Below are 13,360 nucleotides of genomic sequence, written 5' to 3' on the forward strand. Positions count from 1 at the left end.
ACCCCTCCCCTGAAGGGGAGGGGCTTGAAAGAAGATAGATGCCCGACCTTTCCCGCCTGCTCACCCCGCGCTCGGTCGTCATCGTCGGCGCTTCGCCGACGCCGGGCGCGCTCGGCAATTCGGTGCTGCGCAATCTCGAGCGGCACGGCTATGCGGGCGCGATCCACCTGATCAATCCCAAGCGTGACGAGATCGACGGGCGCAAATGCCTGAAGTCGATCGACGCGCTTCCCGCGGGCGTGGACGCGGCGGTGCTCGCGATCCCCGGGCCGGCGGTGCTGCCCGCGGTGCAGGCGCTGGCGGCGCGCGGCGTGGGCGCAGCGATCATCTTCTCGGCAGGCTTCGCCGAAGGCGGCGAGGAAGGGCTGGCGGCGCAGGCCGAGGTCGCGCGGATTGCCGCCGAGCACGGCATGGTGATCGAAGGGCCGAATTGCCTCGGCATGGTCAACTATGCCGCCGGCGTGCCGCTGACCTTCGTGGAGGCGCCGGTGCTTGAGCTGGAAGGCAGGCCCGCGGTGGGCATCGTCAGCCAGTCCGGCGCGATGGCGGTGGTGCTGGGCACCACGCTGATGGGCAAGGGGCTGGGCATCACCGTCTCGGTCTCCACCGGCAACGAGGCCGCGTCGGGGGTCGAGGACTATGTCGAGCATCTGATCGCCGATCCCGCCACACCGGCGATCGGGATGATCGTCGAGCAGTTCCGCAAGCCCGCGCGCTTCCTGACGCTCGCCGAGCGCGCGCGCGCCGCGGGCAAGCATATCGTGCTGCTGCATCCCGGCACCTCGAGCGCCGCGCGCGAATCCGCCGCGACGCATACCGGCGCGATGGCCGGCGACTGGCAGCTGATGAAGGCCAAGGTCGAGCACGCGGGCGTGGTGCTGGTCGACAGCCTGGAAGCGCTGGGCGACGTGCTCGAACTGGCAGTGCGCAGCAAGCCGGTGCGCAGGGGCGGGACCGCGGTGCTCACCGAATCCGGCGCGTTCAAGGCGCTGACCCTTGATCTGGCCGAGCAGATCGGCCTCGCCCTTCCCTCGATGGCCGGGGAGACGGCGGATGCGATGCGGGCTTCGATCCCCGATTTCATCCCCGTCTCCAACCCGATGGACCTGACCGCGCAGGCGCTGGTCGATCCCGACCTGTACCGCCGCACGCTGATCCCGCTGCTCGCCGACGACAATTTCGCGGCTCTGGTGTTCGGCATCATCCAGACCGACGAGGCGACGAGCGCGCGCAAATTCCCGGCGATCATCGATGCGGTGACGGCGCTGGAGCCGCAAAAGCCGGTGATCTTCGCCGGGCTGGACGAGGGTGCGCCGGTGCCGCGCGAATATGTGGACGGGCTGCGCGCGATCGGCGTCCCCTACTTTCCCTCGCCCGACCGCGCCTTCCGCGCGCTGCGGCATCTGGGGCGGTTCGCCGAGCGCGATTTCGCGCGGGCAGGTGCGGTGCCCGTCGCGCTCGACCTGCCGTCGGGCGTGATCCCCGAATATCGCGCAAAGGAGCTGCTCGCGCCGGTCGGCATCCCCTTTCCCGCGGGCGGCTTCGCGGCGAGCGCGGAGGAGGCCAAGGCCGTCGCCGCGCGCGTGGGCTATCCGGTCGCGATCAAGGCGCAGGCGGCCGCGCTCAGCCACAAGAGCGATGCGGGCGGGGTGATCCTGAACATCACCGGCGATGCCGCGCTCGATGCGGCGTGGGGCAGGCTCTACGACAATGTCTCGGCCTATGACGCGGGAATCGCGCTCGACGGCGTGCAGGTCGAGGCGATGGGCAGGCGCGGCGTGGAGCTGATCATCGGCGCGCGCAACGATCCCGACTGGGGCCCGGTGATCCTCGCCGGGTTCGGCGGGGTCACGGCGGAACTGTTGCACGACGTCCGCCTGCTGCCGGTGGATCTCACCCACGATGCGATCGTTGCGGAACTGCGCCGGCTCAAGCAGGGCGCGCTGCTCGACGGCTATCGCGGATCGCCAGCGCTGGATGTCGATGCGGCGGCAAAGCTGATCGCGGACCTGGGCCGCGTGCTGGCGGGAACCCCATCGGTCCGCGAGATCGACCTCAACCCGGTCGTGGTCTATCCCAAAGGCGAGGGCGTGGTCGCGCTCGATGCGCTGATCCTCGCGCAATAGCAGGCATGGGCGGCTAGCCTCGACGCGATCTAGGCGGCGGTCGTCTCGCGCCGCTCGATCCGGCCGAGCAAGTCGAGCAGGGTCGCTCGCTCCGCGTCGGTGAAGCCGGCCAGCATCTTCCTCTCGTGCGCCTCGATCCGCGCGAGGCAATCGGCGAGCGTCGCGCCCCCGGCATCGGTGGTGCTGAGCGAGAAGGCGCGCCGGTCACCCGGATCGACCGCGCGGTCCAGCAATCCGGCGTCGACCAGCTCGTTGATCAGCGAGACCATGTTGGCGCGCTTGATCCCCAGCACCCGGCCGACCGCGCCCTGATTGATCCCCGGGCTGCCCGCGACCACCGCAAGGATGCCGACCAGCACCTGGCGCATCCCGGTCCCTTCCACCGCCGCGGCGAAATCGGCCGCGAACGCGCTGGACGCGCGGCGCAGATGATAGCCGACCAATGGCCCGAGCGCCCCGACACTGTGATCTCCTGTCATAAACCCAGCGAGAGACACATTTTTCCGGGCCTCGTCAATCCGCGCGCATCGATCGGGTCAGGGCGCACGGCGGGGCGCGGTCGACAACGAATAGGGCCGCGCATCGGGCGTTTTTCCCCATGCGGCGTCGGGCTTTGCCTGCATGGTGAAGCGCAGCGTGCCGCCGCCGCGTATCTCGGCATCGGAGATCCAGCTGCGCGTCAGTCGCCGGCCGTTGAGTTCGACCTTGCCGACATAGCGATTGGCATCCGAGAGACCCGTCGTCTCGATCGTGAAACGCTTTCCGTCGGGCAGCTTGAGCACCGCGCGATCGACGAACGGCCGGCCGACCACATACTGGTTCGATCCCGGCGCGACCGGATAGAAGCCCAGCGCGGTGAAGACGAGCCACGCCGACATCTGCCCAAGGTCATCATTGCCCGACAGGCCATCGGGACTCGGCTTGTACTGGCTGTCCACAATCTGCTTCAGCCGCTCCTGCGTGCGCCAAGGCGCACCGGCATAGGCGTAGAGATAGGCGACATGGTGGCTCGGCTCGTTGCCATGGATGTACTGGCCGATCAGCCCGGCGATATCCTCGGCATGGCTGTAGTCGAGCTTCGAGATGTCATAGTCGAACATCGCGTCGAGCTTGGCGATCGCCTTCGCGTCGCCGCCCAGGATGCGGAAGAGCGCGGCCTGATCCTGCGGCACGAACCAGCTATACTGCCAGGCATTGCCCTCGGTATAGTCCGAGCCATAGTTGATCGCGGTCGGATCGAACGGCGTGCGGAAGCTGCCGTCGGCCTTGCGCGCGCGAAGCCAGCCGGTCTTGGCGTCGAAGCTGTTCCGCCAATTGTCCGCGCGATTGTAGAAGCGGGCGGCGATGTCCTTGCGGCCCATCTTCTCGGCCATCCGCGCGATCGTCCAGTCGTCATAGGCATATTCGACCGTCTTGGACGCGGCCTCGGGCTCGCGGTCGATCGCGACATAGCCGAGCTTCATATAGTCGCCGAGCCCGCCATAGGCCGCGTATTCGGCGCTCGCGACCATCGCATCCAAGGCTTCGTTCGCATCGAAATCGCCCACGCCTTTGAGATAGGCATCGGCGATCACCGGAACGGCGTGATAGCCGATCATCGTCCACGTCTCGCGCCCGTGGAATTGCCACACGGGCAGGATGCCGTGCGGGCTGTGCCGGCGGCTCGCGAGAAGCGATTTGACGATGTCGGTGTTGGTCTTGCGTGGCTGGACGAGCGTCAGCAGCGGGTGTTGCGCGCGAAACGTGTCCCAAAGCGAAAAGGTCGAGCGGAAGGTGAAGTCCTTCGCGATATGCACCTGATCGTCGGGTCCGCGATAGCGCCCGTCGACATCGCTCCATACGCTCGGCGCGAGCAGGCTGTGGTAGAGCGCGGTGTAGAGGTTGGTGCGCATCGGCGCAGGCGCCTCGATCTCGAGCGCGCCGAGCGCCTTGCGCCATTCACCCTCGGTGCGTTCGCGAATGCTGTCGAAGTCCGCACTCTCGGCGTCGAGATTGGCGACCGCCCCCGCCTCGTCGACGCCCGACAGCGCGACACGAACTTCGAGCGGGCCGCCCAACTCACCGAAATCCAGCCGCGCCTGAAGCGCCTTGCCGAGCTTTTCGGCGAGCGCATCGCTACCGCGGCCGGGTGCCTGGAAACCCTTGTAGGCGATCTTGTCATCGCGATCGAGAAAGGCATGGGATTTGAGTGGCGCCGAGAAGCGCATCGCGAAGAAGAGCTTGCGCCCGGGCGCCCAGCCGCGCGTCTCGCGAAAGCCGGTGAGCGTGCCGTCGGGGCGAAGATGCAGCCCCGACCACAGGATCTTGCCCGGATAGTCGTAGAGCGACGAGCGGAGATCGAGCAGCAGGTGCGCGTCCTTGCCCGCGGGAAAGCTGTAGCGGTGCACGCCGATGCGCGTGCCCGCGGTGAGTTCGGCGCGGATGCCGCTGTCTGCCAGCGTGACGGCATAATAGCCGGGGCTCGCCTGTTCGGTCGCGTGATCGAAGCGCTGGCGATAACCCGAACCCGGCTTCTTGGGATCGCCCGGATCAAGCTTCACCTCACCAACCTGCGGCATGACGAGGATGTCACCGAGGTCCGAATGCCCGGCACCCGAGAAATGCGTGTGGCTGAACCCCTGAATCGTCGGGTCGTGATAGCTGTAGCCGGCGGCATGGTCGTAGCAGTCGCGGATCTGGCACGTCGTGTCGGTGTCGGGCGACAGCTGCACCATGCCGAAGGGGGCGGTAGCGCCGGGGAAGGTATGTCCTTCGGGGCCGGTGCCGATCATCGGATCGACGAAGCTCAGCGGGTCCGGTGCCGATGACTGGGCAAGCGACTGAACCGGCAGGAGCGCGAGCAGCGCGGCAGCGGTCAGGCGTTTCATCGCGCCCTTGTGCCGTCCGGCACCGACGCTGTCCAATATCGCGAGGAAAGGCTTCGGCATCGGCGGCATATCCCCTCTTCAAGCGGCATCGACGCAATCCATCGCCAGCGCGATTGCCCCAAGCGGCCCCGCCATCGTTCCGAGTTTCGGCGCGATGACATAGGCGCCGTCGCCGGGAACTCGCATATAGCCCGCAAGACTGACCTCGAGCTTCGCGTTGATGCGCGGCAGCAGTTGCGGCTGGCCCGCAAGCACGCCCCCGCCCATCGCGACACGCATCGGCCCGGTGGTGCAGGCCAGCGCATGCACCATCGACGCCAACGTATGCACGACCGGCTCCCAGACCGGATCGTCGGCGCCGACCTCCGCCAGCGGACGGCCGTCCAGGCGCGCGTTGAGCGCCGTGCCCGAGGCCAGCCCTTCGACGCAATCGTCGTGGAAACGGCAAACGCTCGCCATGTGGTCTCCCGCCAGGCGCGGGACGAGGATGTGACCGATCTCGCTGTGGCTGAAGCCGCGCGTCGGCCTGCCATGGACGATCAGCCCGACGCCGACGCCCGTGCCCACGGTGACATAGGCGAAATCGTCGAGACCATGGCCGCTGCCCCACCGGATCTCGGCAAGCGCCGCGCCGTTGACATCGGTGTCGAACCCGATCGGCACCGCGAAAGCCGATCGCAGCGGGCCGAGCAGGTCGGCGCCCTCCCAGTCGGGTTTGTTCGTCGCACCCACCCGTCCATATCCGTCAGCGCCGGGGTCGACCGTGATCGGGCCGAATGACGCGACGCCGAGGCCGCGGAACCCATGCGTGTGCCACCAGCCCTCCAGCACCGCCTGGATCGCCGGAAGCGTTTCCCACGGCGTGGCCGTCGCGATCACTTGCCGGTCGCGGATATCGTCCGGCCCCGTCGCAAGGATGCAGACACATTTGGTGCCGCCGAGTTCGACGCCGACGAACAGGCGCGTGCCTTCGTGACGATCGGCCATCAGCGCCGCCCCTGCCCACAACGGAGACGGGATCGGCAAGGCGGCGTTGGTACGCGACGATTCACGAGGGCATTCCAATCTTTTCTGACACTGTTGACGGCTCTAGCGGGGCGTTATGCCGAACGAGGGCGGCCGATCGGCCTTTGCGGTGCCGAACGATGATGGGTCGGGACCCATCTCGAAAACGAGTTCGCCACCCCTCACCAGATCGGCATGGGCGATCCAGTTGCGGGTCCATGGCTTGTCGTTCCAGCGCACCGACTGGACATAAGGCCGATCGGGGGCGTTGTCCTCCGCCCGGATCGTGAGCTTCCTGCCATTGCCAACCGTCACCTCTGCCAAATCGAACAGCGGCGATCCGAAGACGTAGACCGCGCTCACCGGATCGACCGGATAGAAGCCGAGCGCCGAGAGGATGAACCACGCGCTCATCTGCCCGCAATCGTCGTTGCCGATCACCCCGTCGGGATCGTTCCTGTACATTTCGACGAGCAACCGCCGGACCATCGCCTGCGTCTTCGCCGGCGCGCCGCAATAGGCGTACATATAGGCGACATGGTGGTTGGGCTCGTTGCCATGCGCATATTGGCCGACCAGCCCCGAAATGTCGGGCGGCGCATTGTCGGGCAGCGTCGACGGGGCATTGAACAGCGCATCGAGCTGCTTCTCGAACGCCGCGTCGCCGCCGAAATGCTCGATCAGGCCATAGACGTCGTGCTGGTTGAGGAAGGTCGCCTGCCAGCCATTCGCCTCGGTATAGTCGCGCCATTTCTTGACGTTGTGGCCGATCTGAATCGGGTCGTAATCCTTCCACCAGCTCCCATCCTTGAAGCGGGGCCGGGCGAAGCGGGTTTGGGGATCGATGACGCCGCGATAGTTCTGCGCACGCTTGCGCAAGGCCGCGGCATCGTCCTTCGCGCCGACCGCCTCGGCGAGATGCGCCATCGCCCAGTCGTCATAGGCATATTCCTGGGTCCGGCTGACCGATTCCCAAACTTCGTCGCACGGAATGTAGCCGAGGTCGTAATAGAAGCCGCGGCCGAGCGTGCTGTCGATATCCTTGAAATCGCGGTCGAAGGCGCGGCGGCGGATGTTTGGCCACGCCGCGGCATAGTCGGCCTCGATCCCCTTGGCATGCGCCTCGGCGAGCACCGACACGCCGTGCCAGCCGATCATGCACGCGGTCTCCACCCCCTGCAGCGGCCAGACCAGCGGGCCGGCCGGGCTTTGCGCGGTCTGGCGGCAAAGGTCGCGCGTCAGCAGCGCCGCGCGGCCGGGATCGATCAGCGTCAGCAGCGGGTGGAGCGCGCGATAGGTGTCCCATAGCGAATAGGTGCTGAACGCCTCCTCGCCCTTCACCGCGCGGTGCACCTGCCGGTCGAGCCCGACATAGCGGCCGTCGCGATCGGTGAAGAGCGTCGGCGCGAGCTGCGCGTGGTAGAGCGCGCTCGCCATGATCACGCGCTGCGCCTCGGTGCCGCCCGACACGCGAATGCCGCCCAGCGCCTTCGCCCAGACGCTGCGTGCTGCCTTCACCGCGCCGTCGAAGTCCCAGCCCTGCACCTCCTGCGCCAGCGCGTCGCGGGCGCCCTGGACATCGACCGCCGAGAGGCCCGTCTTGACGAGGATCGGCTCGCTTCCAGCCTCGTCGAAGAAGAAGGCGACCTTCAGCCGGTTGCCCTTGATCGACGCCGTGCCGTCGGGCGCGGGCTTGCCGTCGTCGCCGAAGAACTGCACGCGATCCGGCTTGCGCGACAGCTGCATCGCGAAATGGATGCGCCGGCCCTTGGCCCAGCGATTGACCTGGCGGCCGCCGGTCAGCGTGCCGTCGCGGTCGAGCTCCAGCGAAGCGTTCTCGACGACGATGCCCTTGTCCCAATCGTCCTCGATCGCATGCGCGAAGTCGATCAGGATATGCGCCGGGCCGGGCTCAAAGCGATAGCGATGCAACCCGCAGCGCTCGGTGACGGTGAGCTCGGCGAGCACGCCCGTCTCGAGCTTCACGCGATAATAGCCCGGCTCGGCATGCTCGTCGGAATAGCGCTGGCGATAGCCCTCCCCCGGCTTTTCGACCGTGCCGGGCACCAGCTTCAGCTCGCGCCGCGTCGGGACCACCAGGATATCGAGCATGTCGCCGATCCCGGTGCCCGACAGATGGGTATGGCTGAACCCCATGATCGAGCCATCCTTCTGGTGATAGCCCGAACAGGCATCCCAGCCGTGCGTGTTGGTGTCGGGGCTGAGCTGCGCCATCCCGAACGGCAGCGACGCGCCGGGGAAGGTATGGCCGTGCCCGCCGGTGCCGATGAAGAGGTTGGGTTTGCCCGCGGCCGGCGCCTGTTCCGTGCCCAGCGACCAGGCCGGCCTGGCGCCGCCGAGAAGGAGCAGACCGGTGGTCGTGAGAAGCTGGCGGCGGCTGGTCGCGATCATTCGTCCCCCTCCCCGGTCACAGCGGCCGCGAGAGCAGCGCGGGGCGCTTGTCGGCGACCTCGACGATCAGCTGGCCGAACAGCGCGTTGGCCCAGGCGAACCAGCTGCGCGTGAAGTTCGCCGGATCGTCCTTGTGGAAGCTCTCGTGCATGAAGCCGGTGCCGCCATGCGTCGTCTTGAGCCAGCGCAGGCACTGGAGGATCGTCGCATCATCCTCGGCGTTCATCGCCCGGGTGATGAGCGACATCGGCCAGATCATGTCGAGGCCGATATGCGGCCCGCCGATCCCCTCGGCTGCCTTGCCCTTGAAGAAATAGGGATTGCGGTCCGACCAAGCGAGCGCCTCGGTGCGGCGGAACAGCGGGTCGTTGCGGTCGACGACATCGATCAGCGGCAGGCCCGACAGGCTCGGCACATTGGCGTCGTCCATGAACACCCAGTTGCCGAAGCCGTCGATCTCATAGGCCCAGACCTGTCCGCCCTTGCCGTCGGGGATCAGCGCATGCGCCTTGAGCGCCGCTTCGACCTCGGCCGCGAGCGCCTCGGCATCGGCCGCCGCCTTGCCATCGCCCCGCCCCTCGCGGTGCACCGTGGCGATCTTGCGCAGCACCGACACCGCGAACAGGTTCGACGGGATCAGGAAGGGATAGAGGCACGCATCGTCAGATGGGCGGAACATCGAGTGGATCAGGCCGATCTTCCGCGTCGGCGCGCCATAGCCGCTCAGCATCACGCTGTCGGTGGGCTGGAGCGCGGGGCGCTGGAACCGGTACGGCCCCGGCCCGTCCTTGCGCTGCTGGACGCGGAAGGTGTCGACCGCGAGCTGCATCGCGCGCGACCAAGTCTCGTCGAACGGCGCCTTGTCGCGCGTGCGCGTCCAATATTCGTGGGACAGGCGCATCGGATAGCAGAGCGAGTCGATCTCCCACTTCCGCTCGGCGACGCCCGGCTTCATCTCGGTCTTGTCGGTGGTCGACCATTCGAGCTTCGAGGGCGCGGCCGGATCCTTGTCGAACGCGTTGGCATAGGGATCGATCAGGATGCAGCGCGCCTGGCGCTGGATCAGCCCCTGGAACAGCCGCTTGAGCTTCGCATCCTGCGCGACGAGATGGATATAGGGCTGCACCTGCGCCGAGCTGTCGCGCAGCCACATCGCCTCGATATCGCCGGTGATGACGAAGGTGTCGGGCCGCCCGTCGAGCGTGCCCGTCTGCACCGTGGTGTCGAGCGTGTTGGGGTAGCAATTCTCGAACAGCCAGGCGAGCTCGGGGTCGGCGATCTTCGCCTTGACCCGCGCAATCTCGGCCTCGATCGCCGGGCTGGTGAAGTTGCGCTTGCCGGGCGCGGGGCGCTTGCTGACGAACGGCACGGCGCGCGCGGCGCCGGGCAAGGCGGCAGCCAGCGCCAGCGCGCCAGCGCCGGCCATGATCTCGCGGCGGCTGGGGGTCATGCTCATCTCCGAAGTCACTTGGAAGGCGCGCTGATCGAGAAGGGCGCATCGGCGGGCGCGGTGCCCCACACCTTGTTGGGCGCCGCGCCCATCACGAAGTCGAGCGTGCCGCCCTGCGACAGCGCGCGGTGCGTGAGATAGGTCTTCGCATGCGCCTGCCCGTTCAGCGCCACCGACTGGAGATAGACGTTCGCCGCACTGTTGTTGCGCGCGTTGATCGTCAGCGTCTTGCCGTTGGGCAGCGTCAGCTCCGCTTTCTGGAACAGCGGGCTGCCGATCGCATATTCCCCCGTCGCCGAGGCGACCGGATAGAAGCCGAGCGCCGAGAAGACATACCAGGCCGAGGTCTGGCCGTTGTCCTCGTCGCCCGGATAGCCGTCGGGTGCCGACGAGTAGAGCTTGGCCATGATGTCGCGCACGTGATGCTGCGTCTTCCACGGCGCGCCCGCCCAATTGTAGAGATAGGGCATGTGCTGGATCGGCTGGTTGCCATGGGCATATTGGCCCATGTCGACGATCTGCATCTCGCGGATCTCGTGGATCACCTGGCCGTAATAGCTTTCGTCGAAGATCGGCGGCGTGGTGAAGATCGCGTCGAGCCGCTCGACGAACTTCTGCCGCCCGCCCATCAGCTCCATCAGGCCGTGGACGTCCTGCATCACAGCCCAGCTGTAATGGAGTGCATTGCCCTCGGTGAAGGCGTCGCCCCATTTGTAGGGGTTGAACGGCGTCGCCCAGGATCCGTCCTGGTTGCGGCCGCGGATCCAGCCGCTCTCCTTGTCGTAGAGCCTGCGATAGTTCAGCGCCTGAAGCGTGTATTTCCGCGCATCGGCGTCCTTGCCGAGCGCCTTGGCGAGCTGGGCGATCGAGAAGTCGGCGGTCGCATATTCGAGCGTGCGCGCGGCATTCTCGTTGATGCCGACGTCATAGGGCACATAGCCGAGCCGGTTGTAATATTCGACGCCCTCGCGCCCGACCGCGCCGATGACCTTGCCCTTCTTGTCCGTGGGCCGGCCCGCGCTGGTCGTCGCGTTCTTGATCATCGCTTCGTACAGCGTCTCGACGTCGAAGCCGCGCACGCCGTTGAAGTACGCGTCGGCGATCAGGTTCGCCGAGTTCGACCCGATCATCACGTTGCGATAGCCGGGGCTCGCCCATTCGGGCAGCCATCCGCCCTGCTTGTAGGTGTTGACCAGCCCTTGCATGATCTGGCTGTCGAGCTCGGGATACATCAGCGCGAAGAAGGGGAAGACCGCGCGCCACGTGTCCCAGAAGCCGTTGTCAGTGAACATGTAGCCGTCGTGCACCTTGCCGTCATAGGGGCTGTAGTGGACAATCTTCCCGGTCGCGTCCTTCTCGTAGAAGGTCCGCGGGAACTGAAGCATCCGGTACAGCGTCGAATAGAAGGTGCGGATCTTCTCGGGGTCAGGATCGGTCACACGGATGCGCGACAATTCCCTCTCCCATGCCGCCTTCGCCTTGGCCTGCGTGGTATCGAAGCTGTCGTTCCCGATCTCGCTGCGCAGGTTGCGCAGCGCCTGCTCCGGGCTGATGAACGAGGAGGCCACTTTGACGTGGACCTTGTCGCCCTTCTTCGTCTTGAAGCTCAGCACCGCGCCGACATGATCGCCCTCGCGCGCCAGCTCGCTGGTCGGCGCCTCCTCGCCCGCCCAGGTGCGGGCGAGCGTGAAGTCGCGGTCGAACTCGGCGACGAAATAATTGTGGAAATTATCCGGCACGCCGCCGTGATTGTTGCGGACATAGCCCGTGATCCGGCGGTTCTTGGCGTCGACCCTGACCATCGATCCGCCCGCCAGCCCATCGAGCAAAATGTGCGCGTCGTTGCTTTCGGGGAAGGTGAAACGGAACTGCGCCGCGCGGGTCGTCGGCGTGACCTCCGCGGTCACGTCGTAATCGGCGAGATACACCTTGTACGAATAGGGGCGCGCCACCTCCGCCTTGTGGCTGAACCAGCTGCCGCGCTCCTGCTGCTTGACCTTCACCGGCCCGGTCTCCGCCATCAGCGCGAAGGCGGCATAATCGTTCATCCACGGGCTCGGCTGGTGCGTCTGCTTGATCCCGCTGATCTTCTCGCCGCCATAGGTATATCCCCAGCCGCTTCCGGGCTCGCCGGTCACCGGCGTCCAGCTGTTCATGCCGAACGGCACCGCGACCGCGGGATAGGTGTTGCCGTAGGACAGGCGATAGCTCGAATCGGTGCCCATCAGCGGGTTGACGAGATCGGCGAGCGCGCCGGCTTCCACCGACGCCGGTTGCGCCAGCGGCGTCCCGAAGCTGGTCAGCACGAGCGCGGCCGCCGCGGCGCCGAGCGTCATCTGCCGGATCGTCTTCACCGTTCGCTTCTCCCCCTTTTTGCCGGTCATTGCGGCAGCGGGCGCGGCTGGACGCCCTCATTGGTCATCTTCACCGGCGCGATCGTGCCGTCTTCGTTGAAGATCATGCGGTCGATCGCGAGCTGGCGCCGCTCGCCCGCGGTCTCGCTGAGCGGGCGGCGGTGATAGGCGATGTACCAGTCGTCGGTGCCCGGCACGTTCACCACCGAATGGTGCCCCGCCCCGCGCGCGATCCGGAAATCCTGGCTCAGTATCTTGCCCATCGGCTTGAACGGGCCAACGGGCGACGGCCCCATCGCATAGGCCACCGAATAGTCGGGGCCGGTCCAGCCGCCTTCCGACCACATGAGATAATAGACGCCCTTGCGCTTCACGACGAAGGAACCCTCGACATAGCCGGGCGGCGTGATCTCCTTGAACCTGGTGCCGTCCGGAAAGGGCACGATCGACGTCAGATCGTCGCCGAGCCGCACGACGTTGCAATGGCCCCAGCCGCCATAATAGAGATAGTGCTGCCCATCATCGTCGCGGAACACGAACTGGTCGATCGGCTGCGCGCCATTGTGAAACGCGCCGATCAGCGGCTTGCCGATCGCATCCTTGAACGGCCCCGCGGGACTGTCGCTCACCGCCACCCCGATGCCGCCGAGCTGCTCGTCCGACTGGATGTCGTTGGCGCCGAAGAAGAGGTAATATTTGCCATCCTTCTCGATCGCCGAGGGCGCCCATACGGCATAGGCCGCCCAGGCGACATTCTCGACGTCGAGCACATGGCGGTGCCTGGTCCAGCGGACCAGGTCGGGCGACGAGAAGGCGTTGAAGAAGGTCTGGAAATGGTAGGAAGGCCGCACCGCCTTCTGGTCGCGCAGCTTCTTCTGCTTCTCGCTGAAACGCGGCGAAACGTCGGGCGTCTCGGCGTGATCCGAATAGGTCGGATAGATCCAGTAGCGGTTCCCGAAGATGCGGATCTCGGGGTCGGCATACCAGCCGGGCACGATCGGGTTCTGCGCCCGGGCCGCGCCGCCCGCCAGCAACGCCGCGCCCAGCGCCAGTGATCTCAACCAGACACGCACGCCATACCTCCCCATGTCACTCAGGACGCGTGGCGCCCGCCACGCCGGCCCTCGCTCCGCCGCGCCCCGCGAA

Annotated in this window: 8 protein-coding genes; 1 reads left to right on the forward strand and 7 read right to left on the reverse strand. The window is 66.8% G+C overall.

All coding sequences use genetic code 11. The features are described 5' to 3' along the window. Positions 1-38: 38 nt before the first annotated feature. The gene (locus VGD28_RS17145) at positions 39-2,126 is read left to right on the forward strand and encodes an acetate--CoA ligase family protein (protein ID WP_331029570.1); all 2,088 of its coding nucleotides are present in this window, start codon (positions 39-41) and stop codon (positions 2,124-2,126) included. A gap of 29 nt (positions 2,127-2,155) precedes the next feature. Here VGD28_RS17145 and VGD28_RS17150 read toward each other — a convergent pair whose 3' ends face one another. The 7 genes from VGD28_RS17150 to VGD28_RS17180 form a co-directional block, all read right to left on the reverse strand. Further along, positions 2,156-2,605 carry a MarR family winged helix-turn-helix transcriptional regulator gene (locus tag VGD28_RS17150; protein ID WP_331029571.1) on the reverse strand — a complete coding sequence of 150 codons (450 nt, stop codon included), beginning with the start codon at positions 2,603-2,605 and terminating at the stop codon, positions 2,156-2,158. Between the two features lie 57 nt (positions 2,606-2,662). Next, the gene (locus VGD28_RS17155; protein ID WP_331029607.1) at positions 2,663-4,993 is read right to left on the reverse strand and encodes a GH92 family glycosyl hydrolase; all 2,331 of its coding nucleotides are present in this window, start codon (positions 4,991-4,993) and stop codon (positions 2,663-2,665) included. A 78-nt stretch (positions 4,994-5,071) separates the two neighbouring features. Then, positions 5,072-5,980 carry an ROK family protein gene (locus VGD28_RS17160; RefSeq protein WP_331029572.1) on the reverse strand — a complete coding sequence of 303 codons (909 nt, stop codon included), beginning with the start codon at positions 5,978-5,980 and terminating at the stop codon, positions 5,072-5,074. Positions 5,981-6,082: 102 nt separating this feature from the next. Continuing rightward, on the reverse strand, positions 6,083-8,410 hold the full coding sequence (locus tag VGD28_RS17165) for a GH92 family glycosyl hydrolase (RefSeq protein WP_331029573.1): 2,328 nt from the start codon (positions 8,408-8,410) through the stop codon (positions 6,083-6,085). Between the two features lie 16 nt (positions 8,411-8,426). Then, on the reverse strand, positions 8,427-9,860 hold the full coding sequence (locus tag VGD28_RS17170) for a glycoside hydrolase family 125 protein (RefSeq protein WP_331029574.1): 1,434 nt from the start codon (positions 9,858-9,860) through the stop codon (positions 8,427-8,429). A gap of 14 nt (positions 9,861-9,874) precedes the next feature. After that, complete coding sequence (locus VGD28_RS17175) at positions 9,875-12,196, reverse strand: GH92 family glycosyl hydrolase (RefSeq protein ID WP_331029608.1); 2,322 nt, start codon at positions 12,194-12,196, stop codon at positions 9,875-9,877. Between the two features lie 44 nt (positions 12,197-12,240). Further along, entirely contained in the window at positions 12,241-13,287 is a 1,047-nt protein-coding gene (locus tag VGD28_RS17180; RefSeq protein ID WP_331029575.1) for a glycoside hydrolase family 43 protein, read from the reverse strand. Between the last annotated feature and the right edge of the window lie 73 nt (positions 13,288-13,360).

The organism is Sphingomonas sp., from assembly GCF_036402235.1.
Lineage (GTDB): Bacteria > Pseudomonadota > Alphaproteobacteria > Sphingomonadales > Sphingomonadaceae > Sphingomonas.

Coding starts and splice junctions, on each gene's coding strand:
- VGD28_RS17145 (WP_331029570.1), top strand. CDS start 39: ATGCCCGACCTTTCCCGCCTGCTCACCCCGCGCTCGGTCGTCATCGTC.
- VGD28_RS17150 (WP_331029571.1), bottom strand. CDS start 2,605: ATGACAGGAGATCACAGTGTCGGGGCGCTCGGGCCATTGGTCGGCTAT.
- VGD28_RS17155 (WP_331029607.1), bottom strand. CDS start 4,993: ATGAAACGCCTGACCGCTGCCGCGCTGCTCGCGCTCCTGCCGGTTCAG.
- VGD28_RS17160 (WP_331029572.1), bottom strand. CDS start 5,980: ATGGCCGATCGTCACGAAGGCACGCGCCTGTTCGTCGGCGTCGAACTC.
- VGD28_RS17165 (WP_331029573.1), bottom strand. CDS start 8,410: ATGATCGCGACCAGCCGCCGCCAGCTTCTCACGACCACCGGTCTGCTC.
- VGD28_RS17170 (WP_331029574.1), bottom strand. CDS start 9,860: ATGACCCCCAGCCGCCGCGAGATCATGGCCGGCGCTGGCGCGCTGGCG.
- VGD28_RS17175 (WP_331029608.1), bottom strand. CDS start 12,196: ATGACGCTCGGCGCCGCGGCGGCCGCGCTCGTGCTGACCAGCTTCGGG.